The organism is Nocardiopsis sediminis, from assembly GCF_042650565.1.
GTDB classification, from domain to species: Bacteria; Actinomycetota; Actinomycetes; order Streptosporangiales; family Streptosporangiaceae; genus Nocardiopsis_B; species Nocardiopsis_B sediminis.
On the sequence record NZ_JBHSBH010000007.1, the window covers coordinates 469,060 to 490,122 of the forward strand.

General features: G+C 73.3%; 21 protein-coding genes. 6 read left to right on the forward strand and 15 right to left on the reverse strand.

Annotated features, from left to right (window positions below):
* Nucleotides 1–8 precede the first annotated feature (8 nt).
* Nucleotides 9–788, reverse strand: a complete 780-nt coding sequence (locus tag ACFOVU_RS11145; RefSeq protein ID WP_378532551.1) for an SIR2 family NAD-dependent protein deacylase — start codon at nucleotides 786–788, stop codon at nucleotides 9–11.
* Nucleotides 789–1,189: 401 nt separating this feature from the next.
* Between ACFOVU_RS11145 and ACFOVU_RS11150 the strand changes: the two genes are divergently transcribed.
* Together ACFOVU_RS11150 and ACFOVU_RS11155 are read left to right on the forward strand one after the other, a co-directional pair.
* Complete coding sequence (locus ACFOVU_RS11150) at nucleotides 1,190–2,068, forward strand: sulfotransferase family protein (RefSeq protein WP_378532553.1); 879 nt, start codon at nucleotides 1,190–1,192, stop codon at nucleotides 2,066–2,068.
* A 178-nt stretch (nucleotides 2,069–2,246) separates the two neighbouring features.
* The gene (locus tag ACFOVU_RS11155) at nucleotides 2,247–3,395 is read left to right on the forward strand and encodes an epoxide hydrolase family protein (RefSeq protein WP_378532555.1); all 1,149 of its coding nucleotides are present in this window, start codon (nucleotides 2,247–2,249) and stop codon (nucleotides 3,393–3,395) included.
* Nucleotides 3,396–3,449: 54 nt separating this feature from the next.
* Here ACFOVU_RS11155 and cynS read toward each other — a convergent pair whose 3' ends face one another.
* Nucleotides 3,450–3,914: a cyanase gene (gene cynS / locus ACFOVU_RS11160; protein WP_378532557.1), complete on the reverse strand. Its 465-nt coding sequence runs from the start codon at nucleotides 3,912–3,914 to the stop codon at nucleotides 3,450–3,452.
* Between the two features lie 118 nt (nucleotides 3,915–4,032).
* Nucleotides 4,033–5,037, reverse strand: coding sequence for a Gfo/Idh/MocA family protein (locus tag ACFOVU_RS11165; protein WP_378532559.1), 1,005 nt, complete (start codon nucleotides 5,035–5,037; stop codon nucleotides 4,033–4,035).
* 233 nt (nucleotides 5,038–5,270) lie between these two features.
* On the opposite strand from ACFOVU_RS11165, the gene ACFOVU_RS11170 reads away from it, so the two are divergent.
* Entirely contained in the window at nucleotides 5,271–5,429 is a 159-nt protein-coding gene (locus tag ACFOVU_RS11170) for a hypothetical protein (protein WP_378532562.1), read from the forward strand.
* A 150-nt stretch (nucleotides 5,430–5,579) separates the two neighbouring features.
* Here ACFOVU_RS11170 and ACFOVU_RS11175 read toward each other — a convergent pair whose 3' ends face one another.
* Both ACFOVU_RS11175 and ACFOVU_RS11180 read right to left on the reverse strand, forming a co-directional pair.
* Nucleotides 5,580–6,416 (reverse strand): aldo/keto reductase, encoded by an 837-nt coding sequence (locus tag ACFOVU_RS11175; RefSeq protein ID WP_378532564.1) that lies wholly within the window; start codon nucleotides 6,414–6,416, stop codon nucleotides 5,580–5,582.
* Nucleotides 6,417–6,636: 220 nt separating this feature from the next.
* Nucleotides 6,637–6,954, reverse strand: coding sequence for a hypothetical protein (locus tag ACFOVU_RS11180; RefSeq protein WP_378532566.1), 318 nt, complete (start codon nucleotides 6,952–6,954; stop codon nucleotides 6,637–6,639).
* A gap of 198 nt (nucleotides 6,955–7,152) precedes the next feature.
* Here ACFOVU_RS11180 and ACFOVU_RS11185 point away from each other — a divergent pair, with 198 nt between their 5' ends.
* Nucleotides 7,153–7,827 (forward strand): helix-turn-helix domain-containing protein, encoded by a 675-nt coding sequence (locus ACFOVU_RS11185; RefSeq protein ID WP_378532568.1) that lies wholly within the window; start codon nucleotides 7,153–7,155, stop codon nucleotides 7,825–7,827.
* Nucleotides 7,828–7,857: 30 nt separating this feature from the next.
* Here the strand turns inward: ACFOVU_RS11185 and ACFOVU_RS11190 are convergent, their stop codons facing one another.
* Nucleotides 7,858–8,823: a helix-turn-helix domain-containing protein gene (locus tag ACFOVU_RS11190; protein ID WP_378532570.1), complete on the reverse strand. Its 966-nt coding sequence runs from the start codon at nucleotides 8,821–8,823 to the stop codon at nucleotides 7,858–7,860.
* A 307-nt stretch (nucleotides 8,824–9,130) separates the two neighbouring features.
* On the opposite strand from ACFOVU_RS11190, the gene ACFOVU_RS11195 reads away from it, so the two are divergent.
* Nucleotides 9,131–9,421 (forward strand): hypothetical protein, encoded by a 291-nt coding sequence (locus ACFOVU_RS11195; RefSeq protein WP_378532572.1) that lies wholly within the window; start codon nucleotides 9,131–9,133, stop codon nucleotides 9,419–9,421.
* Between the two features lie 61 nt (nucleotides 9,422–9,482).
* Here ACFOVU_RS11195 and ACFOVU_RS11200 read toward each other — a convergent pair whose 3' ends face one another.
* The 8 genes from ACFOVU_RS11200 to ACFOVU_RS11235 form a co-directional block, all read right to left on the reverse strand.
* Nucleotides 9,483–10,454 (reverse strand): zinc-binding dehydrogenase, encoded by a 972-nt coding sequence (locus tag ACFOVU_RS11200; protein ID WP_378532574.1) that lies wholly within the window; start codon nucleotides 10,452–10,454, stop codon nucleotides 9,483–9,485.
* Nucleotides 10,455–10,559: 105 nt separating this feature from the next.
* Entirely contained in the window at nucleotides 10,560–10,706 is a 147-nt protein-coding gene (locus ACFOVU_RS11205) for a hypothetical protein (RefSeq protein ID WP_378532576.1), read from the reverse strand.
* A 99-nt stretch (nucleotides 10,707–10,805) separates the two neighbouring features.
* Nucleotides 10,806–12,560, reverse strand: a complete 1,755-nt coding sequence (locus ACFOVU_RS11210) for a glycoside hydrolase family 35 protein (protein WP_378532579.1) — start codon at nucleotides 12,558–12,560, stop codon at nucleotides 10,806–10,808.
* Nucleotides 12,561–12,692: 132 nt separating this feature from the next.
* On the reverse strand, nucleotides 12,693–14,762 hold the full coding sequence (locus tag ACFOVU_RS11215; protein ID WP_378532581.1) for a glycoside hydrolase: 2,070 nt from the start codon (nucleotides 14,760–14,762) through the stop codon (nucleotides 12,693–12,695).
* Between the two features lie 34 nt (nucleotides 14,763–14,796).
* The gene (locus ACFOVU_RS11220; RefSeq protein WP_378532583.1) at nucleotides 14,797–16,161 is read right to left on the reverse strand and encodes an ABC transporter substrate-binding protein; all 1,365 of its coding nucleotides are present in this window, start codon (nucleotides 16,159–16,161) and stop codon (nucleotides 14,797–14,799) included.
* 81 nt (nucleotides 16,162–16,242) lie between these two features.
* Nucleotides 16,243–17,193 carry a carbohydrate ABC transporter permease gene (locus ACFOVU_RS11225; RefSeq protein WP_378532585.1) on the reverse strand — a complete coding sequence of 317 codons (951 nt, stop codon included), beginning with the start codon at nucleotides 17,191–17,193 and terminating at the stop codon, nucleotides 16,243–16,245.
* Nucleotides 17,190–18,074 (reverse strand): carbohydrate ABC transporter permease, encoded by an 885-nt coding sequence (locus ACFOVU_RS11230; RefSeq protein WP_378532587.1) that lies wholly within the window; start codon nucleotides 18,072–18,074, stop codon nucleotides 17,190–17,192. The genes ACFOVU_RS11225 and ACFOVU_RS11230 overlap by 4 nt, the downstream gene beginning before the upstream one ends.
* A 68-nt stretch (nucleotides 18,075–18,142) precedes the next feature.
* A complete protein-coding gene (locus ACFOVU_RS11235) occupies nucleotides 18,143–19,348 on the reverse strand; it encodes an ROK family transcriptional regulator (RefSeq protein WP_378532589.1) in 1,206 nt (401 codons plus the stop codon).
* 159 nt (nucleotides 19,349–19,507) lie between these two features.
* Here ACFOVU_RS11235 and ACFOVU_RS11240 point away from each other — a divergent pair, with 159 nt between their 5' ends.
* Nucleotides 19,508–20,476 carry a TIGR03557 family F420-dependent LLM class oxidoreductase gene (locus ACFOVU_RS11240; protein ID WP_378532591.1) on the forward strand — a complete coding sequence of 323 codons (969 nt, stop codon included), beginning with the start codon at nucleotides 19,508–19,510 and terminating at the stop codon, nucleotides 20,474–20,476.
* Nucleotides 20,477–20,501: 25 nt separating this feature from the next.
* Here the strand turns inward: ACFOVU_RS11240 and ACFOVU_RS11245 are convergent, their stop codons facing one another.
* Nucleotides 20,502–20,924: an RNA-binding S4 domain-containing protein gene (locus ACFOVU_RS11245; RefSeq protein WP_378532822.1), complete on the reverse strand. Its 423-nt coding sequence runs from the start codon at nucleotides 20,922–20,924 to the stop codon at nucleotides 20,502–20,504.
* Nucleotides 20,925–21,063: the final 139 nt, after the last annotated feature.

Here is a 21,063-nt window from a genome sequence, read left to right on the forward strand (position 1 = left end):
CCGCCCCTTCACCCCGCCCGGTGGCGCTCCAAGACCTCCCGCACCAGCCCCGGCACGACCTCACCGATCGGATCACGCAGGACCGCGACCGCGGCAGGGTCATACGGCGTCGGTTCGGCGTTGACGATGATCAGGGGAACCCCGTTCCTGTCGGCGATCTCGCACAGCCCCGCCACCGGGTTCACCATCAGCGACGTCCCGATGGCGACGAACACCCCGGCGTCCGCCGTGGCGTCGACCGCCGCCTGGATGACGTCAGGATCGAGACGCTGACCGAACGAAATCGTGGCCGACTTCTGGATGCCCCCGCACACCAGGCACCGGGGGTCGGACTCGTCGTCCAGCCGGGCCAGCACCTCCGGCATCGGGGTCCGTTCGCCGCACTCCATGCAGACGACCCAGTGCACCGTCCCGTGGACCTCGATGACGCGGGCGGGGTCGGTCCCGGCCGCCTGGTGGAGGCCGTCGATGTTCTGCGTGACGACGGCGAGCAGCCGCCCGGCGCGGTCGAGGTCGGTCAGGGCCGCGTGGGCGGCGTTGGGCTCGGCCGTCCAGACGGCGTGGGACCGGCGCACCCGCCACACCTCGCGGCGGACATCCGCATCGGACATGTAGGTGTTCAGGTCCGACAGCGCCTCCGCACCGGGGTTCTTCGTCCAGACCCCCTGCGGTCCGCGGTAGTCGGGGATGCCGGAATCCGTGGAAATGCCCGCACCGGTGAGGACCGTCACGCGGTCGGCGGCGGCCATGATCTCAACGGCTCGGGCGCGGGCGGATTCGGCGTTCATCAGGGGTCCTCGGTGTCGTAGGAGACGGGAACAGACGTGAATTCGGTCATTCTGGCAGCGGCACCACGGGAACGCACCGCCTTTTACCTCGCCTTCCCCCACCATGATCAGAGCCGTTCACGGCGGGGTATTGCTCCCCGTGCACCTCACCGCCCGCTGACGGACGGGCCTAAAGTCCCGTTCGTACCGGGTCCGTTTCAGCGAGCATCGACAGGGACAAAACGACGGAAGTACCGCTTCACGGTACTCTCACGTCACAACTGGCATACGGGAGGGACATTGGGCGCTCGGGAGGCGGAAGGACCCACCGGGGCGCGGCGCAGGGGCGCCGTCGTGCCGTACGTGCGGCGGGGCACCGGATGGGGCAATGTCCGGCGAAGAGTGCAAAAATCATCCCAGACATGAAACAACCGCCCTACATCCTCCTCGTGAACGGGACGAAGGTCGACCGGCCCGTCTTCGTTCTCGGCGCCCCCCACTCAGGTGTCGACCTGATCGCCCGCGCGCTGGGGCGCGCCCCCGGGTTCTACCTCGGATCCGGTGATCCCGGCGTCCTCAGCGCCGTCTACGCCGTCGCCCGCCGACCCTCGATCGCCGAGGAGCGCGCATCGGGGACGGCCACCCTGCTGCGCGACGCGTTCGCCGAGGCGTGGCAGCTCACCCCACTCACCTGCCCACGATGCCCGGGCGAGCCCGTCAGCGCCCGCGAGGCGGGCGAGCCCTGCCGGCACGCCCGGGAGGCCACGCGCTTCGGCGATGCCAGCCCGGACCTGCTCTACAGCGCGACCGCGCTGCGGGCGGCCTTCGAGGACGCCCTCTTCGTCCAGGTGATCCGGGACGGGCGGGACGTCGCCGCCGCGATGCTCGCCGACGAGCGCTCCCTGGCCTGGTTCCGGCCGGGTATCGCCAACATCGGCGAGGAGCTGCCCAACCCGTTCTTCGGGATCGAGTCCGAGCACGAGCGCAGCGAGTACCCGGAGCTCTCTACAGCGGCCAAGTGTGCGCTGCGCTGGCGCGGGGCGGTCCGGCTGTCGGCGCGCCTGCGCGGCGACCTGGGCGCCGACAGGCTCATGACCCTGCGCTACGAGGACCTGTTCGGCAACGAGGTCGAGACGGCGGAGCAGCTGCGCGAGTTCACCGGGGCGCGCGTCTCGGCCGTGGAGCTGGTCAGCACCGAGGCCACGGGCATCGGCACGTGGCGCAAGCGCCTGACCTCCGACCAGCACCGCGACGTGCGCTCGGTCGCCGAGACGGAGCTGACCCGCCTCGGGTACACCTAGCGGCCGGGACAGAGTCAGGGGTGGCTTGGTGGTGTGAACTCCGCATCTCCAATAGCGACCAGGCCGGTCAGGTAGGCCCGCACCCCTCGCGGGCTCAGTGGAGTCGGGGCGTGCGAGCCGGCCATGTCGATGGCCGGCTCGTTGGCGTGCAGCACCTCAGCGGGGCGAGAATGCCTGGATGCGAGCGTTTACGATCACCACGAGCGACGCGGAGCTGGCCGATCTGCGCGACCGGCTTTCGCGTACCCGGTTCCGCAACGACCTACCCGGCGAGGGGTGGGACTGGGGGACGCCACAACCCTGGCTACGGCGGCTCGTCGAGCACTGGCTGCATCGCTATAACTGGCGGCGCACCGAGGCCGAACTGAATGCCCTGCCCCAGATCGTCGGCGACTTCGCCGGGCTGCGGGTACACGCCTTTGTCGTGCGTTCGCGGCACCCGGACGCCACACCCCTGTTGTTGTGCCATGGCTGGCCGGGCTCGGTGGTCGAATTCCTGGACTGTGTGCCCGCGCTGGTCGACCCGACCGCACACGGCGGACGGGCCGAGGACGCCTTCCACGTGGTGTTGCCCTCGATGCCCGGATTCGCGCTGTCCGGGCCGACCACAGCTCCCGGCGCCGACGTTCCCGCCATCGCCGATTCCTTCGCCGCCCTGATGGAGGAGCTCGGTCACCCCCGGTTCCTGGCCCAGGGCGGGGACTGGGGGGCCTTCGTCACCCGCCAGCTGGGTCTGAGATACCCCGGCCGGCTGCTGGGGGCGCACATCAACTTCCCTTGGGCGGTGGCCCCACCCGGCCTCGACGATCCTCTGGCCGAGGCGACGCCGGCCGAGCGCGAGGCGCTGGAGCGCACTACCCGGATATACGGGACCGACAACGGCTACTACGTTCAACAGGCCACCCGCCCGCACAGTCTCGGCCCGGCGCTGGAGGACTCCCCGGCGGGGCTGGCGGCCTGGCTGCTGGAGAAGTTCCACACCTGGTCCGACACCCGCGAGGGCCTGCCGTTCACGCTCGACCGGCTACTGGACAACACCATGCTGTACTGGCTCACCGGCACCGCCACCTCCGCCGCCCGGCAGTACGCGGAGTCGGAAGCGTACGGCTCCGATCCCGAGGTGTGGGGCCACAAGGTGGAGGTGCCCACCGGCATCGCGCTCTATCCGAGGGAGAAGACCCGATCTCCCCGCCGATGGAGTGAACGCCAGTGGAACCTGGTGCACTGGGCGGAGCAGCCGCGCGGCGGTCATTTCGCCGCTTTCGAGCAGCCCGGTCTGTTCACCTCCGACCTGCGGGACTTCACCCGAAAGCTCCGGGCACGGTGACGCTGCCACGGGCCGCCGTCCGGCGCCCCGCCCGGATCGCACCGGACCCGCGCGTCAGAACTCGCGGTAGGGGAGGTACTTGCCGTCGAGGGTGATGACGACGCGGTCGCCCTCTTCGGCATGCACCCGCTCGAAGTCCATCCGGAAGTCGATGGCGCTCATGATGCCGTCGCCGAACTCCTCGCGGATCAGCTCGCTGATCGTCCCGCCGTAGACCTGGACGATCTCCTCCAGCCGCGCCACGATCGGCTCGCTGGGGTCGACCACCGCCTCGCCGCGGACCGGCGGCAGCCGCAGCGCGTCGACGACCACCTGGTCCAAGCCGAGGAGCTTGCCCGCCGCGCGCGCCTGGTCCTCGCTGAGGGGGTGCTGCCCGAGCAGCGCGGCCGTGGTCCACACCTTGGAGCGGCCCACCTCGGCGGCGATGTCCTCCCAGGTGAGGTTCTTGTTGCGCTTGGCGTCGAGCACGGCCTCGGCCGCCTCCGCCCGGCCGAGGGGCTGGATCGGAGTGAAGGACATTCCGCACCTCCGGGGAGATTCGTGGAATCCGGGCGGGCCCGGCTGCCCCTCGACCCTAGGAACGGGACACGCCCCGGCGCCAGTGCCGGGCGCGGATTCTCCTCTCGGCCGATCCCCGTCAGCCGGTCCCCTCCTCGGCGACCGGTACCGCCGCCCCGTCGTCGGCCGCCGAGGCGAAGACGGCCTCCAGCACCCGCACCGTCCGGAGCGAGTCCGACAGCGGGATCGGCGCCGGAGTGCCCGCGCGCGCGGCGTCGGTGAGCGCCAGCACCTGGAGGCGGTAGTGGTCGGCGGCCGGCACGCTCTCCTCGCGGGTCCCCGCGTAGCCGAGGACGGTGAGGGTGCCGTCCTCGTCCGCTCCCGCCCAGGCGTTGCGGATGGTGATCGAGCCGTGCGTCCCCTGGAGCTCCATCCAGGACCGGGGGCCGTAGTCCATGGAGTGGTCGAGGACGGCGCTGCGCCCCTCCCCGAAGTCGAGCAGCACCGTCCCGCTGGTGTCGACGTCGGCGCCGGGCCGGCGCGACAGGACGGCGCGGACCGCTCGCGGGGCCCGGCCGAAGTGGAGCATCGCGGCGTCGACCGCGTAGCAGCCCACGTCCCAGGTGGCGCCGCCGCCCAGGCCGGGGGCGAGCCGGATGTCGCCGGGGGCGGCGCCCATGAGGAACGCGAAGGAGGCCCGGACCACCCGCAGATCGCCGATCTCCCCCGAGGCGAGCAGGTCGGCGGCGCGCCGCTGCTGCGGGTGGAAGCGGTACATGAACGCCTCCATCACGGTGCGCCGCGCGGCGTCGGCGGCCTCCTGTACCCGAACGGCGTCGGCCTCGGACAGGGCCATGGGCTTCTCGACCAGCACGTGCTTCCCGGCGTCGAGGGCGCGCAGGGTCCAGCCGACGTGCTCGCTGTTGGGCAGGGCGATGTAGACGGCCTCGATCGCCGGGTCGGCGAGCAGGGCGCCGTAATCGTGGTGGGCGCGTGCGCCGTAGGCGGCGGCGACCTCCGTCGTGCGTGCGGCGCTCTGCGGGCGGCCGGCGACGGCGGCGAGCGTGGTGGGGCCTCCGGCGGCGATGGCGGGCATCACCCGGCGACTGATGGCGGCGGAGGCGCCGAGGACGCCCCAGCGCATGGGATCGCTCCCAGGGCGTCCGGATTCGGGTGTCGTCACGCGTGTCCTCCCGGGGGTGCGGCGCGCCGGGTGGAGGGCCCCGTCCCGGCGGCCCGATGCTACCCCGGCCTGCCCGCCGGGCGGCCGGGGCGGCCGGGGCGGCCGTGCCCGCTGAGGCAGGGGGCAGGGGCAGGGGGCGTCACCGACCCCGGGGCGGCGACGGCCCCCGGAACCGCCCGCGTAGGATGGCGGCCATGGGAGAACTCACCGTCGTCAGCCTCATCATGCTCATCGCGATCATGGCGATCCCCGTGTCCATGCTCGCCGGCGGCGTCGTCTACGTCGTGCGCCTGGCCCGCAAGGGCACGGAGGCCACGCTCACCGGCGCTCTCAAGCGCCGCGAGCTCGCCTGAGCGCCCCAGAACACTGAGCGGGGCCGGACGTCCGACACAGGGCGTCCGGCCCCGCCGCGCACAGGGCATCCGAGGCCACCGGCGGATCCGGCCGGACCGGCGGAATCAGCGGAACGGGCGGGATCAGCCCGACCAGCCCGACCGGCGCGATCAGTCGCCGACGAAGTCGAAGGCGTCGGGATCGGGGCCGAAGCGCTGGTCGGCGTTGAGGGCGGAGATCGCGTCGATGTCCCCGTCGGAGAGCTCGAAGTCGAACACCTCGCAGTTGGCCCGGATCCGGTCCGCCGTCGCCGACTTCGGGATGGCGATCGTCCCGATCTGGAGATGCCAGCGGATGATCACCTGGGCCGGGGTCTTGCCGTGCGCCTCCGCCAGCTTGCAGATGGCCGGGTCCGTCAGCAGGTTCCCCTGGCCCAGCGGGCTCCAGGCCTCGGTGGCGATCCCGTGCCGGGCGTGGAAGCGGCGCAGCCGCTCCTGGGTGAGCCGGGGGTGCAGCTCGATCTGGTTCACCATGGGGACGATCCCGCCCTCGTCCATGATCCGCTGCAAGTGCTCGATCTGGAAGTTGGACACCCCGATCGCCCGCACCCGCCCCTCGGCATAGAGGTGTTCCAGCGCCTTCCACGTGCCCACGAAGGTGTCGCGAGCGGGCAGCGGCCAGTGGATCAGGTAGAGGTCGAGCCACTCCAGGTCGAGGCGGTGCAGGCTCTCGTCGAAGGCGCGCAGGGTCGCGTCGTAGCCGTGGTCGGCGTTGGCCACCTTGGAGGTGATGAAGAGCCGCTCGCGGTCCAGCCCCGATTGGCGGACGGCCGCTCCCACACCGCCCTCGTTGCCGTAGGCGGCCGCCGTGTCGATGCTGCGGTATCCCGCGCCGATGGCGGTCCCGACGACGTCGACGGTGTCGGCGGCGTCGATCCCCGCCGAACCGAAGCCGAGCTGCGGAATGCGCACCCCGTTGTTCAGGGTGACCTCGGGAACCGTGAACATGTGCTTCCCCCCATTGCGAACACTCGTGGGGCCGCCGCGGCGGCCGCGCGCCGGAGGTCCCCACTCCGGCGGCTCCTGCGCTGTGCGCAACAGCGCCTTTCCCCATCATCACCCGCAGGTGGCCGCCGTCCTCGGCACAACGGCGGTGGGCCGCCCACGGACATGGCAAAATCCGCCCGGGCCGCCCGGCCGCCCGGGTCACGGTGGGGGTGCCCGCGCCTCAGCGGTCGAGCCGGTAGACGATGCCCAGGACCACCCGGTCGCCGGGGTCGCAGTCCGGGACGATGTCGTGCAGCTCCTCGCCGCTGCCGTGGCGGATGACGTAGGGCAGGCCCGGCCACCGCTCCTCGATCTCGGTGGCGACCGCCGTGCGCGCGGCGGCGTCGGCGACCTCGCGCTGGTCGTCGGTGTCGGCCTCGCCCGGCGCGATCCGGCGGGCGGTGAAGCCGACGGCGTGCGCCTGCTCGGGGACCATCCGGGGACGGCGGTCGAGCGCGGCCAGACGCGTGCGGGTGTGGTCTTCGCGGCTCTCGGTCATGGCCGCCCGCTACCCCGGCGCGGGGCAACATCACGGCCCGATGTGCGGCCGGGTGGCGGGGCGGGAGCGCCGATTCCGGTGACCCGACCCGGTCACCTCCGCACGTCGCGGTGGATCTTCCGGGGTCGGCGGGCGCACTATCGACAGTGGCGGGGACGGGGCGCTCGTGGTCCCGTACGGAAGACGGGGGACGCTGTGATGGACGCATACGACACCGGCCATGCCGGCGGGGATCTGGGGCGGCGCGCGGCCCACCGGCGCAAGGGGCTCGGGCTGACCCGCGAGGAGGTGGCCCTGCGCGCCGGGATGGCGCCGGGCTACGTCGCCTACCTGGAGGAGCACCCGCCCGTCCTGACCCGGTGGGCGCTGCACCGGCTTGCGCGGGCGCTCCAGACCACCGAGGACGCGCTGCTGGGCGCAGAGCCGGAGGGCGCGCCCGGGCTCCCGGGCGCGCCGGTGCCCGACCCGGAGCTGCGGGAGCTGGACGCTGAGGAGTGCGCCCGCCTCCTGGAGCCCGGCGGGGTGGGGCGGGTCGCGTTCCTGGTGGAGGATGAGCGGGCGCCGGTGGTCCTGCCGGTGAACTACCTGGTGTCGGCCGGGACGATCGTCTTCCGGACCGACCCCGAGGGTGTGATCGCCCGCCACGCCCTCGGCGACGTGGGGTTCCAGGTCGACCGGTTCGACGGCGCCATGAGCGAAGGCTGGACCGTCCTGGCCGCCGGCCCCGCCCACCGGGTGGAGGAACCGTCGGAACTGAGCGCGCTCCGCGCCCTCACCCCCATCCGCCCCTGGGCGGGAGGCGACCGCGACGCCTGCGTCCGCATCGCCCCGACCCGCCTCACCGGCCACCGCCTCCGCCCACGGGAGGCATGAGAACGAGCAAGGACGGCGGCAGACCGGTGGTCACGCGGCCTGGGCGGCGACCAGGGCTTCTCTGTACTCTTCGGTCCACTCTGCGCCGCGCTGTTCCGGGGGGAGTCCGTCGAGGCCGGTCCGGAGGTGGTCGGCGGCGTCGGCGTGATCGCCCAATGACGCGTGGACCATGCCGATGTTCAGCGAGAAGAAGGCGGGCGAGTACCAGTACACGACGTCCGGCGGCTCCCCGGCCGTCGCCGCCCGGTGCGCCGCTTCGTCCAGCAACCGTCGCGCGGCGTCCGCCCGGCCCAGGCCGGCATAGCCCTGCGCCGCCTGGAAGGTATCGAAGACCTGCTGGGTCTCGTGGGCCCCGGGGCTGTGCCGCGCGGCTTGGGAGGCGCGGACCACACCCCCGAAATGCCGCTGCTGGCGCGCGACATATCCGCGGAAGGAGACGGCGACCGCCGCGATGACGGGGGCATCGGCCTCATCCGCCATCTCCTCGGCCAGAGCGAGCATCGACAGCGCTTCCCGGTCGCGGCGGACGGCGGCCAGCATCCATCCCGCATGCTGGTGCATCTCGGCCACCACCGCCAGCAGGGAGGCGCGGTGCGGTCCGTGTGCATCACGGACGAACCCCGTGACGGTGGACAGCTGCGCCAGGCTCCCCGGCAGCATGACGGACGCCCCCACGGCATCCTCCAGCCGCCGTTGCGCGGCCAGGACATTCGCCAACGCCTGCACCGTCCCGGAGTCGAGCCGAGACGGAAGCGCGAAGCTGCGCGCGACCCTCTCGCGGTCGTCCGGCGTGAGGGTGGACGCCAAAGCCGCGAGTGCGCCATCGGCCCCGACAAGGGTGTCGATGGCCTTGGCCATCTCCGGTGACGGCGGTCGTTTTCCCGAAAACACGCGGGACAGATGTCCCGAGTCGAAATTGATGGCCCGAGCGGCACCGCGGAGCGACAACCCCTGCTCCTTCAACGCCGCCCGCGCCCTGGTGGCGAAATCGGACATTGCAGACCTCCGAATGTTGCCGGACCCGCTGCCGCAAGCATAGGCAGCGCTCAACATCTGGCGGATGGATTTCCACAGCAGAACGCTGAGGACCTGGAGGTGAATTCGCCGGCCGCATTGCAGGTGCGGCCATCGACCAGCGAAGGAACGCGATGACGACGACCACTCTACCGAAGCGCCCGAGCCGGGTCCGCCCGTATCGGGTGAAATGGGAACTGCGCTTCTACGAGGAACGGCTCGTGCGCGCCGCCGCATTCATCAGGAGGACGCGGACGGCCCTCGCCGCCCTCAGGGCGGAGCGCGTTCGGTGATCAGCAACGTCCGGCAGATCAGCATGCCGGAACTCCGGTCGTGGGCGCGGGAACGCAATGTGGAGATCCGCGAGCATGCATCGCGGGACCTGTGCGGGAACAGGATTTTCAGCGCGGATAACGGCGACGAGGTCCGGGTGGCGAAAGTGCCGCCGGACGAATCCCCGGAGATCCGCGCCATGTGGAATGCACGGGCGCAGCGGGAGTTACAGCAGATGTCCTGGCCGGCGCTCACCAGGTACCTGATGGAGTGCCCCGTGTTCGGCTACGCCGGCCCGCAGGCCTGAGCCGGGAGGCGCGGCCCGGAGACGGTATCCCTCCGGGACCGCGCGGCTCGCCCCAGGGCCCTCAGACCACCAGCAGCGTCTTGCCGACAACCTCTCGGGACTCGACCGCCGCGTGGGCCTCGGCGGCCTTGTCCAGGGGGAAGGTGGCGCCGATGACCGGGCGCAGGTGGCCTTTCGCGGCCTCGGTGAAGGCGCGTTCCATCAGGCGCCGACCCTCAGCGGGGCCGAAGGAGGCGTCCTGGATGCCCAGCATCGTGATGCCGCGGCGCTCGGCCTCCGCCGGGTCGACCGTGGCGGCCTGGCCCGATGCCAGGCCGTGGGCGGAGAACACGCCGCCGTCGGCGGTGGCGGCGAAGGCGGCGCCGCCCAGCTCGCCGCCTGCTCCGTCGTAGACGATGTCCAGCCCGGCCCCGCCGGTGGCCGCGCGGACGCGGTCGATCCAGCCGGGCCCGGAGTAGTCCACCGCCTCGGCCGCGCCCAGCTCGCGGGCCAGGTCGAGCTTGCGCTCGCCGCGGGCGGCGGCGATCACGCGGCCGCCCGCGGCGCCCGCGAGCTGGTCGAGCGCGATGCCGAGCCCGCCCGCCGCCGCGATGACCAGGACGTTGTCGCCCGCCGACGCCGGGGCCCGGTCGAAGACCCCCATCGCCGTGCGCCCGTCGTGGGTCAGCGCGGCGGCCACGGCCGGCTCCAGCTCATCGGGGACCGCGGCCAGCCCCTCCACCGGCGCGAGGGCCTGCTCGGCGTAGCCGCTGAACCCGATCGTGGAGGCCGCCACCCGGCGCCCCACCCACGCGGGGTCGACGCCGCCGCCGACGGAGCGGACCCGGCCGACGACGCCCGCACCGGGGATGTAGGGCGGCGTCAGCGGGAAGTACTCGCCGCCCCAGCCCTGGCGCAGCTTGACGTCCAGGAACAGCACGTCGGCGACCTCCGTGGCGATCACCACCTGCCCGTCCCCGGCGACCGGGTCGGCGACCTCGCCCACCGCCAGCACCTCGGGCTCTCCGAACCGCGCCACCTCGACCGCACGCATCTGCGCCACTCCCCCGTCGATCCGACCGCTTTCGGCCGTCCCCGGCCGGCGGGCACACCGGTCGCGGCCCGCCCGGCCAGTCTCGAACTTCAACCGGAGTTGATGTCAAGCCGCGCCCGGGACCGCGCCCAGGACGGCGGAATACAAGGCGACCACCTCCGGGCGGACGGGCTCCTCGTCGATCAGCCGCGCCATGGCCGCCAGGAGCTGGTCGTCGTCCAGGTCCTCCCACGCGATCGGTTCGTCGTGCATACCCGGCCGACTATCCGGCGCCCCCGCGTCCATGCGCGGCCCGCCGCGCCGGCCGGGGCCTGGTCCACCACACCGGGGCTCAGCCCACCGGGCCGGGGCTCAGTCGACGGGGACGGGCCCCAGGTCGGCGGCCGGCACGAAGTCCCACCCGCTGCGCGCCGACGACTCCAGTTCCAGCACCACCAGCCGGTTGGACCCGGCCCGGACCACGGGGGCGGGGACGTAGAGGGTCCGCTGCGGGCCGCGGCGCCAGTACCGGCCGAGGTTGACCCCGTTGACCCACACCTGCCCCTTCCCCCACCCCGAGGTGTCCAGGTGCAGGTCGGCCGCCTCCTCCAGGTCGAAGGTGCCCTCGTGGAACCCCGCCCGGGGCAGCGGCGCCCGCGCCGGGCCGAACTCGACGCCGGACAGGTCGTCGAGCGGCAGCCGCACGACCTCCCACCCCCGCAGGGGCGCCCCGTCGAGCAGGACCGGCCCGATGAGCCCCTTGGGCTCCCCGATGCGCGCCCCGTAGTTCACCCGCCCCTGGTCCTCCACCAGGATCTCCAGGACGGCGCCGGGGCGCGGCGCGGCCACGGCCAGGGTCGTGTCGTGGAAGTCGCGGTTGAGCACGCCCGCCGCCGCGCCGTCGACGAACACCTGGGCGCGGTCGCGCACCTCCCCGACCGACAGCACCGCCTCCCCCTCGGCCGCCAGCCGGGTCCGGTAGAGCAGGAACCCCTGGTAGTGGCCGAGGTCGTCCATGGTCGGGGCGTCCTGGTGCCGCTCCGCCGCACCCAGGCGGCCCAGCGCCGCCAGCAGCGGGGCCGACCCCGACACCGGCACATGCAGCCGCGGCGCCGGGGGCGCCGGCTCGGGGGTCTCGGCGGGGACCTTGGCGTAGCGGGCGATCACGTCGCGGAACGCCGCGTACTTCGCGGTCGGCTCGCCCCACTCCGACAGCGGCGCGTCGTAGTCGTAGGAGGTGACCGTCGGCTCGTAGACGCCCTTGTCGTTGGCGCCGTTGGTGAAGCCCGCGTTGGTGCCGCCGTGGAACATGTAGAGGTTCACCGAGGCGCCGGCCGCCAGCAGCTCGTCGAGGGCGCGCGCCGCCTCCTCGACCGGGGTGGTGTGGTGGGGGCCGCCCCAGCGGTCGAACCACCCGTCCCAGAACTCCATGCACATCAGCGGGCCCGTGGGCTGGTGCCGGCGCAGGACCGCCAGCCGCTCGGCGGCGCGCGAGCCGAAGTTGGCGGTGCGCAGCAGGCCGGGCACCCCGCCCCGGGCGAGCATGGTGTCGTCGGCCTGGTCGCTGGTGAACAGCGGGACCTCGATCCCACCCTGCCGCAGCGCGTCGGCCAGGGTGCGCAGGTAGCCGGTGTCGTCGCCGTAGGCGCCGTACTCGTTCTCCACCTGCACCGCCAGCACCGGGCCGCCGCGGGTGACCTGGAGCGGGGCCAGGAGCGGCAGCAGGTGGCCGAAGTAGTCGCCGACGGCGGCGAGGTAGTTGGGCTCGCTGCTGCGCGGGCGCACGTCCGGGTCGCCCGTCAGCCACGCCGGCAGGCCGCCGTTGCTCCACTCCGCGCAGATGTAGGGCCCGGGCCGGACGATGGCGTGCAGCCCCTCCTCCGCCGCCAGGCGCAGGAACCGGGGCAGGTCCAGTTGCCCGTCGGTGTGGAACTCGCCGCGCCGGGGGGCGTGGGCGTTCCAGGCTACGTAGGTCTCGATGGTGTTCAGGCCCATGAGGCGGGCCTTGCGCAGCCGGTCGGCCCACTGGTCGGGGTGGACCCGGAAGTAGTGCAGGGTGCCCGAGATGATCTGAAGGGGCTCGCCGTCGAGCAGGAAGTCCCGTTCTCCGATCGCGAACGTCGGCATGTGCGTCTCCACGCGTGTGTCGGGCCCGGTGCAGAGGCGGGCCGGGGCGGTCGTGCGCAGCGGTGGGGCGGGCCGGGGCCCGCCCCACCGGGTCGGCGGCCGGAGCCGCCGGGGCCGGTCCGGGGACCGCGGTCAGTCCGCTCCGGCCAGGTCCCACACCTGGTTGGCGCCGGTGGTTGGCCGCCACACCCCCACCGGGGCGCCCTCGTCGCGGGAATCGCCGAGCACGTCGAGGAGCAGCCCGTTGCCGGCGTTGACGACCGTGACCTCCCCCTGCCCCGTGGTGGAGACCATCCACCGCTGATCGGCCCCGGATCCGGGCGGCGCGAGGGCGAGTTCGCCGCCATCGGCGCTGAGCACGGTGCCGGTGGCGGCGTTGGCGATGGTGTACTGCGTGCGGCTGTCCCACCCGTCGCCCGCCGGCTGGAAGGTCCAGTGTCCGGCGTCGCCATCGGGGGTGCCGGTCTGGACGACGGTGCCGTCCTCCGCGGCGGCCAGGTCCAGCCCGCTGGCGGAGCCGGTCAGGCCGTACTCGCTGCCGGGGCGGATGAGCGCCTGCCCGGGGTCGACCCCCTCCGCTCCGTCGATGACGAAGGTGGTGACCGATCCGGCCTCCACCGTGGCGCGCAGGTGGTCGCCGTCCACGGCGATGGGGGCGCCCTCCTCCAGGTTCCGGCTCGCGGAGGTGGTGTGCGGGGTGGCGGTGGCGCCGCCGGCGACCGAGGCGAACCCGCCGAGGTCCACGTCGATGTCGCGCGCCGCGCCGGAGGGGTTGGTGTGCACCACGACGACGCGGCCGGGCGCGCGCCCGGTGGCGGCGACGGTATCGGGGTCGTCGTCGGCGATGACGTGCGCGCCGGGCTCGATGAACCGCGAGTAGTTGCCCATGGCGTAGTACTTCTTGTTCATCCGGATGGGCTCGGTGGCGGCGTCCTCGGGGGTGAAGTCGACCTGGATCAGCCCCCAGTTCATGTTCTCCCGGTCGGGGCGCATGTTCTCGTAGTCCTCGATGGCCTGCCACAGCACCCACGCGCCCGGCTCCAGCTGCGTGAGGTCATCGGTGATCCGCTCCGACAGCGCCAGGCCGGGCTCGATCGCGTCGAAGTCCTGCGGGATGCCGCTGGGGCCGAGGTCGACCTCCGACATCCACAGCGGGGTGTCGGACCCCTTGGCGATGTCGCGCGGCCCGGCGCGGCCGTCGGTGCCGTAGGTGTGCACGTTGAGGCGCCCGATGTCGGCGCGCGTCTGCGCGCCGTAGCTCTCCCAGTTGGTCCGGAAGAGGGTCGGGTTGGTCTCGTCCATGGCGGCGATCGGGGTGTCCAGCCCCCGCCGGTCGAGTTCGGCGCGGGCCGCCGAGACGATGCGGGCCTGGGAGGCGGGGTCCCAGTGGGAGCCCTCCTGGCGCCCGCCGGCCTCCCAGTAGTCGGTGTTGGGCTCGTTCACCGGCGACAGCGACGCGAAGTCGATGCCGGTGTCGCCCTCGATGTGCTCGACGGTGCCGGCCAGGTAGGCGGCGAACTCCTCGTACTGGTCGGGGCGGAGGTTGTCGCGTGCGGGGTCGGTGTTGCCGGAGGTCAGCCCGCTCTCGGTCATGAAGTAGGGCGGGGAGTTGGAGAACGCCTCGAAGGTGTCGGCGCCCCGCTGGCGCGCCGCCTCCAGCCACCACAGCTGGGCGGCGTCGGCGTCGTGGTCCCAGTGCTCGGGGTCGGCGGGGTCCCACCATCCGGCGGGCTCCTGCCAGTCCTCGTCGGGATCGTCGGGCGGGCCGAACTCGTCGGGGCGGTGCCAGTGGCCGGGCACGGCGCCGCCGGCGCGCATGTAGGGCTCGGTCTCGGGGGAGTCGCCGCCGCCGATGTTGTAGCGGGCGATGGTGAAGCGCAGGCCGTCCTCGCCGAAGAGGGCGTCGGCGAGCGCGGCGCGCTGCTCCTCGGGCCAGTGCCCGGTGACGTTGGCGAACCAGATGAGGGCGGTGCCCCAGCCCTCGAATTCGGGCTGCTGGTAACTCGGGTCCAGGCGGATCGCGGTGGCGGCGGAGGTATCGGCGGCGCCGGGGGCATCGGCGGCGGCCGTTCCGGCGGTGGTCAGGGCGAGGACGGTGCTCATGGCGGCGGCCAGGGTCGCAGCGGGCCGGTGCGGGCGGGGTGCGCGGTAGGCGGGCCGGGGGGCGGAATCGGTGCGGGGGGAACGGCCGGATCCGGGCATGGTGCCTCCGACGGTGGGTCGAGGGGGATGGGGGTCAGGGCGTCTCCACCGTGAAGCCCTGTTCGGCCGCGTAGTCGCCGATCTGCTCCTGCCAGGCGGTGAGGCCGTCGGCGACGGGGGCCGCCTCGGTGATGCTCTGCCCGGCGGTGTCGATGAAGACGCTGTTGGCGTAGACCTGGACGGGCAGGTACTGCCACCCGGGCGCCACGTTCTCCGAGGACTCCACCAGGACCTCGTTGATCCGCTGGCCGCCGAAGAACTCGTGCTCGGCCTCCAGGTACTCCGGGTCGCCGAGGAGGTCGGCGGTGGCCGGGAACAGCCCGGTCTCGTTGAGCACCCGCACCGCCTCGGGGTCGGTGTTGAGCCACTGGGCGAAGCCGATGGCGGCCAGGCGGTTCTCCGACTGCGCCATCACGGCGGTGGAGGACCCGCCGTTCTCCGCGGTGACGGGGTCGCCCTCCTCCCACGCGGGCAGCGGGGCGACCCGCCAGTCCCCCGCGGCGTCCTCGGGCATGGTGGTGGCCATGGCCCCGGGCGCCCAGGCGCCGGCGATCCAGGTGGCGTAGCGGCCCGTGGCCATCCCGCGCCACCACTCCTCGGTCCACATCGGGGTGGGCTCGACCAGCCCGTCCTCCAGCAGGGCGGTCCAGGTATCGGAGAAGCGCTGGGCGCCTTCGTCGCCGAGGTCCAGCGAGACGGTCTCGGCGCCGTCCATGGCGAAGGGGCGCGAGCCCGCCTGCCACAGCAGCGAGTCGACCATGCCGGCGTCGCCGGGGTCGATGGCGGTGAAGTAGGAGTCGGGGTTCTCCTCCTGGAACCGCTCGGCGGCGTCGGCGAACTCCGCCCAGGTCCCGGGCGGGTCGATTCCCGCCTCCTCCAGCAGATCGTGGTTGTAGAAGAGCGCCAGGGGCCCGGTGTCCTGGGGGACCCCGAAGGTGCCCTCGCCCACCTGCACCTGCTCCCAGGCCGAGGCGGTGAACTCCTCCTCGTAGTCTGCGAAGCCGTAGGCGCCGAGCTCGACCACCGATTCGGTCAGGGCGAACTGGGGCAGGGCGAAGTATTCGATCTGGGCGACGTCGGGGCCGCCGCTGCCAGCGCGGATGGTGTTCTGGAGGTTGGTGTACTGCTCCGCGGACTGGCCGGAGTCGACGACCTCCACGGTGATGGCGGGGTACTCCTCCTCGAACACCTCCACCGCCTGGTCGATCTCGGGCGCCCACGACCAGAAGGTGAGGGTGGTCTCCTCCTGGAGGGCCGCCTCGATGTCGGACTGGTCGCCGCTCTGCTCCGCGCCGCCGCCGGCGCCGCCGCAGGCGGTCAGCGTGAGCAGGGCGGCCGCGGCTGCCGCGGCCGGGGTCGCGCGGCGGGGGTGCCGCGCGGACGGGGTGGTCGAACGCATGGGCGTGGTCTCTCTGTGCGGTGACGGGGGGTGGCGGGGGTGCGGTGGAGAGGGGAGGTGCAGGGTGGGCGGGTGGTGGGGTCACTGCTTGACGCTGCCGGCGGCCAGGCCCGACTGCCAGTAGCGCTGGAGGAAGAAGAACGCGATGACCAGCGGCACGATCGCCACGAGGGAGCCGGTGATCACGATGTTGTAGACGGCCTGGCCACCCGAGCTGGAGCCGATCTGGCTGTTCCACTGGTTCAGGCCCACGGTCAGCGGGTACCACTGCGGATCGTTGAGCACGATCAGCGGCAGGAAGTAGTTGTTCCAGGTGGCCACCAGCGCGAACAGCAGCACCGTGACCATCCCGGGGGCCATCAGCCGCAGCGCCACGGTCCAGAAGATGCGCAGCTCGCCGGCGCCGTCGATCCGGGCGGCCTCCAGCAGGGAGTCGGGCACCGCGTCGGCGGCGAAGATCCGCATCAGGTAGAGGCCGAACGGGCTGACCAGGGCGGGGATGATCACCGCGAAGGGCGTGTTCACCAGGCCGAGCTGGCTGAACAGCAGGAACGTGGGCACCGCCAGCGCGGTCAGCGGCACCGCGACCCCGCTGATCACCACGGCGATCATCAGCCGCTTGCCGGGGAAGTCGAACTTGGCCAGCGCGTAGCCGCCCATGGCCGCCAGGATCGTGGCGCCCGCGGCGCCCACCCCGGCGTAGAGGACGGTGTTGGCCAGCCAGCGGGCGTAGACGCCGTCCTGGTAGGTGAAGACCTGCACGAGGTTGTCGGCCAGCGCGAAGTCGTCGCCGAACCACAGCCCCGGGCTGGAGTAGAGCGTGGCGTTGGACTTGGTGGCGTTGATGACCAGCCACAGCAGCGGCACCGCCGCGTAGGCCAGCATCACCAGCATGAGCACGGTGAGCGGCACCGAGGAGCGGCGGCGCGGGCCGCCGCGGCCCGCCGGCCGGCGCCGGGGGCGCGGGGGCCGGGCGGCCGGGGCGGGCGCCCCGCTGCGGGTCTCGGACGTGCGGACTCCGGTGGTCGTCATCGGCGCTGCCCCCTGGCGGTGAGGACCTGGGCGACGTAGGCGACCACGATCGTGGCCAGGCCCAGCACGATCGCCACCGCGGCCGAGTAGTTGAACTGCTGGCCGTTGAACGCGAGGTTGTAGGCGTACATGTTGGGCGTGTAGTAGGTGGAGATCGACGACGTCAGCGACTTCAGCACGTTGGGCTCGTTGAACAGCTGGAAGCTGCCGATGATGGAGAACAGCAGCGCCACCCCCAGCGCGCCGCGCAGCGCGGGCACCTTGATCGCGACCGCCTTGCGGAGCTCGCCGGCGCCGTCGATGTCGGCGGCCTCGTAGATCTCGGCGGGGACCCCGCGCAGGGCCGTGTAGAGGATCAGCATGTTGTAGCCGACGAACTCCCAGGTGACCACGTTGCCGATCGACGCGAGCAGCCAGCCCCCGCTGAGCAGGTCGGGGATCGGCAGCCCGAGCCCGTCGCGGACGTCGGCGGCCAGGCCGAACTCGTCGCCGTAGATGAAGCCCCACATCAGCGACGCCACCACCGCCGGCACCGCGTAGGGGACGAAGATGCCCACGCGGAAGACCTTGGCGAAGCGCAGCATCCCGCTGTCGAGCGCGAGCGCTGCCACCAGCGCCAGGCCCAGCATCACCGGCACCTGGACGATGAGGAACAGCCCCACCCGGCGCATCCCGCTCAGCAGCCGGTCGTCGGTGAGGGCGGCGGTGAAGTTCTCCAGGCCGACGAACACCGTCCCGCCGACGATGCGCTCCTGGAAGAGGCTGAGGTAGAAGGCGTAGACCAGCGGCGCCACGATGGCGACCGTGAACGCGACCATGAACGGGGCGGCGAAGCCCAGGCCCGCCCAGCGCGTGCGGCTCGTTGAGGAAGCGCTTACCACTGCGCCTCGGCGCCGCCGGGGACGCCGCCCGCCTGCACCGAGGGGGTCGCCGGTCGCGGGGGAAACCGTCACCGCTGCGCCTCCGTCCCGGCCGCGCCGCCGAGCAGCGCCTCCACCCCCGACTCCAGGGCGAACGTCGCCGCCCCCAGGCTCACCCCGTTGCCCTCCACCGCGCACATGCGCAGCCGGGCCGCCTCCAGCGACCGGGTCAGCGCCTGCCGCTTCATCTCGGCCTCGGCCGCCACTCGCAGCCGCTCCCCCAGCCCGGTGCCGACCCAGCCGCCCAGGACGATCAGCTCCGGGTTCACGATGTTGACGAGGTTGGCCAGCCCGGCGCCCAGGTAGCGCCCGGTCCCGGCGATCGCCTCCAGGGCGGCCGGGTCGTCGGCGGCCGCCGCTGCGGCGAGGGCGGCGATCCCCGGCTCCTGCCCCGGCGGGACGTCGCCGCCCGAGCGGCGCCACCGCTCCAGGATCGCGGGGGCGCCCACGAACGCCTCGACGCAGCCGGCCCCGCCGCACCGGCACGGGGGGCCGTCGATGTCCAGCGTGGAGTGGCCCCACTCGCCCGCGCTGTTGGTGACGCCGCGGTGCAGGGCGCCGCCGATGGCGATGCCCACGCCCACCCCGGTGCCCAGGTTGACCACGACCAGGTCGCCGGTCTCCCGGCCGCCGCCCGACCACAGCTCGGCGGTGGTGATCGCCTTCAGCGGGTTGTCGAGGACCAGCGGCAGCCGCAGGTCGCGTTCGAGCGCGTCGCGGAGGGGGACGTCGTGCCAGTTCCAGTTGGGGGCGAAGACCGAGGTGCCGCCCTCGGGGTCGACCTGGCCGGGCACGCTGACGCCGACCCCCAGGACGGCCGCGCGGTCGGCGCCGATGGCCTCGCCGGCGGCGCGCACGATGAGCGCCACCACGTCGCCGACGCGGTTGACCGCGGGGTCGAGGGACAGGCGCACCGAGCGCAGCCGCTCCAGGGCGACGTCGTAGAGGTCGGCGCGCACATAGGTCTCGGCCACATCGACGCCGACGACGAGCCCGCGCCCGGGGTCCGGCGCCAGCCGCGCGGCGGGCCGGCCGCCCCGGCTGCGCTCGCGCGCGGTCTCGCGCAGGACGCCGGCCGCCAGGAGCTCCTTGACGATGCTGGCCACGGTGGCGAAGCTCAGCCCGGTCGCGGCCGCCAGCTCGGTCCGGCTGGAGGTGGAGCGGGCGTGGACGTGGCGCAGGACCTCGAAGAGGTTCTCGCGCCGCATCCCGGCCGCACCGCCTGGGTGCGCCATGCGGATCCTCTCTGCCGAGTGACGTGAACCACATTTGCATTTATTACAACCGTTGTAAATACCCCTCAAATAAGAGAATCCGGCCCGGCGCCCGCACACCCCGGCGCATGGCAGGCACGGGCCCGGGGTAGCTGCGGCGGTGTCCAGGAGGGAGACCGAATGGAGATCGGCTACAAGCTCTTCGCCGAGGCCCACCCGCCCCAGGAACTGGTCCGCCAGGCGGTGCGCGCCGAGGCGGCCGGGTTCGACTTCGTCGAGATCAGCGACCACTACCACCCGTGGCTGGAGAGCCACGGCCACTCCCCCTTCGCCTGGTCGGTCCTGGCCGCCATCGCCGCCGCCACCGACCGCATCCGGCTCGTGACCGGGGTGACCTGCCCGTTCATCCGCTACCACCCGGCGATCATCGCCCAGGCGGCGGCGACCACCGCCCTGCTCTCCGACGGCAGGTTCACGCTGGGCGTGGGATCCGGAGAGCGCCTCAACGAGCACGTGGTCGGCCGCGGCTGGCCCGCCATCGCCGGGCGGCAGGCCATGCTCCGCGAGTCCCTGGAGATCATCCGGCTGCTATGGCTGGGCGGGTACCGCTCCTACACGGGCACGCACCTGGTGCTGGAGGACGCCCGCGTGTTCGACCTGCCCGACACGCCGCCCCCGATCGCGGTGGCCGCCGGCGGCCCGGGCTCCGCGCGCCTGGCGGCCGACCTCGGCGACGCGCTGTTCACCACCGAGCCCGACGCCGGCCTCGTCGCCGCCTACACCGAAGCCGGAGGCGACGGGCCCCGCTACGCCGAAGTCCCCATGGCGTGGGCGCCCGACGACGACACCGCGCTCGCCTCGGCCCACGAGAAGTTCCGGTTCGGGCTGACCGGCTGGAAGGTGCAGTCGGAGCTGCCCAACCCGGCCAACTTCGAGGCCGCCACCGCCCTCATCTCCCCCGAGCACATGAAGGACACCTTCGGCCACGGCCCCGGAGCCGCCGGCCACCTCGCCGTCGCGCAGAAGTTCGTCGACGCCGGGTTCGACCACCTCGCCCTGATCGACGCCGGGCCCGATACCGACGGCTTCTTCGACTTCTACGCCGCCGAGCTGGCCGGACCGCTCCGCCACATGCGCGCCGATTCCTGACGCGCGGCAGGCGGTCGGCAGGCGGTCAGCGAGGGAAGGGTCCCGGGCCGGGCCACGGTCCGGCCCCGGGGCCCGCGTTCTTCTCCCGCAAGCGGTCGAGGCGGCGGCGGTCGCGCTTGGTGGGCCGGCCCGCGCCCCGCTCGCGCACGGCCGTGCGCACCAGCGCCTCCGGCGCGGGCGGCGGGGTGGTCTCGGTGTAGCAGCGCACGGCCAGGGGCGCCCCGACGCGCTTCTCGATCACGTGGGCGACGTGCACCGTGCGGGTGACGCCGTTGGCGCGCAGCCGGACCTCGTCGCCCACCGACACCGGCGTCGCGGCCTTCGCCGGCCGGTCGTTGACCCGCACGTGGCCGCCGCGGCACGCCTGGGCGGCGTCGGCGCGCGTCTTGGTCAGGCGCACGGCCCACAGCCACTTGTCGGCCCGGGTGGTGTCGGGTCCGGCCGGCAACGGGCGGACGGGGGCCGCTGCGGCCGGGGCGGGGTCGGGGTCCCCGGCCTGCGGCCGGGCGGCGTCGTCTGCCGGGTCGTGCACGCTGGAGTCCTGTCCGTCGCTCACGCGGGCTCCCCCGTGCGGGAGCCCCCTCACG

Bases quoted from the DNA above. Each gene is read 5' to 3' on its own strand.
- ACFOVU_RS11145 (WP_378532551.1), bottom strand. From the start codon at position 788: ATGAACGCCGAATCCGCCCGCGCCCGAGCCGTTGAGATCATGGCCGCC.
- ACFOVU_RS11150 (WP_378532553.1), top strand. From the start codon at position 1,190: ATGAAACAACCGCCCTACATCCTCCTCGTGAACGGGACGAAGGTCGAC.
- ACFOVU_RS11155 (WP_378532555.1), top strand. From the start codon at position 2,247: ATGCGAGCGTTTACGATCACCACGAGCGACGCGGAGCTGGCCGATCTG.
- cynS (WP_378532557.1), bottom strand. From the start codon at position 3,914: ATGTCCTTCACTCCGATCCAGCCCCTCGGCCGGGCGGAGGCGGCCGAG.
- ACFOVU_RS11165 (WP_378532559.1), bottom strand. From the start codon at position 5,037: ATGCGCTGGGGCGTCCTCGGCGCCTCCGCCGCCATCAGTCGCCGGGTG.
- ACFOVU_RS11170 (WP_378532562.1), top strand. From the start codon at position 5,271: ATGGGAGAACTCACCGTCGTCAGCCTCATCATGCTCATCGCGATCATG.
- ACFOVU_RS11175 (WP_378532564.1), bottom strand. From the start codon at position 6,416: ATGTTCACGGTTCCCGAGGTCACCCTGAACAACGGGGTGCGCATTCCG.
- ACFOVU_RS11180 (WP_378532566.1), bottom strand. From the start codon at position 6,954: ATGACCGAGAGCCGCGAAGACCACACCCGCACGCGTCTGGCCGCGCTC.
- ACFOVU_RS11185 (WP_378532568.1), top strand. From the start codon at position 7,153: ATGGACGCATACGACACCGGCCATGCCGGCGGGGATCTGGGGCGGCGC.
- ACFOVU_RS11190 (WP_378532570.1), bottom strand. From the start codon at position 8,823: ATGTCCGATTTCGCCACCAGGGCGCGGGCGGCGTTGAAGGAGCAGGGG.
- ACFOVU_RS11200 (WP_378532574.1), bottom strand. From the start codon at position 10,454: ATGCGTGCGGTCGAGGTGGCGCGGTTCGGAGAGCCCGAGGTGCTGGCG.
- ACFOVU_RS11205 (WP_378532576.1), bottom strand. From the start codon at position 10,706: ATGCACGACGAACCGATCGCGTGGGAGGACCTGGACGACGACCAGCTC.
- ACFOVU_RS11210 (WP_378532579.1), bottom strand. From the start codon at position 12,560: ATGCCGACGTTCGCGATCGGAGAACGGGACTTCCTGCTCGACGGCGAG.
- ACFOVU_RS11215 (WP_378532581.1), bottom strand. From the start codon at position 14,762: ATGCCCGGATCCGGCCGTTCCCCCCGCACCGATTCCGCCCCCCGGCCC.
- ACFOVU_RS11220 (WP_378532583.1), bottom strand. From the start codon at position 16,161: ATGCGTTCGACCACCCCGTCCGCGCGGCACCCCCGCCGCGCGACCCCG.
- ACFOVU_RS11225 (WP_378532585.1), bottom strand. From the start codon at position 17,193: ATGACGACCACCGGAGTCCGCACGTCCGAGACCCGCAGCGGGGCGCCC.
- ACFOVU_RS11235 (WP_378532589.1), bottom strand. From the start codon at position 19,348: ATGGCGCACCCAGGCGGTGCGGCCGGGATGCGGCGCGAGAACCTCTTC.
- ACFOVU_RS11240 (WP_378532591.1), top strand. From the start codon at position 19,508: ATGGAGATCGGCTACAAGCTCTTCGCCGAGGCCCACCCGCCCCAGGAA.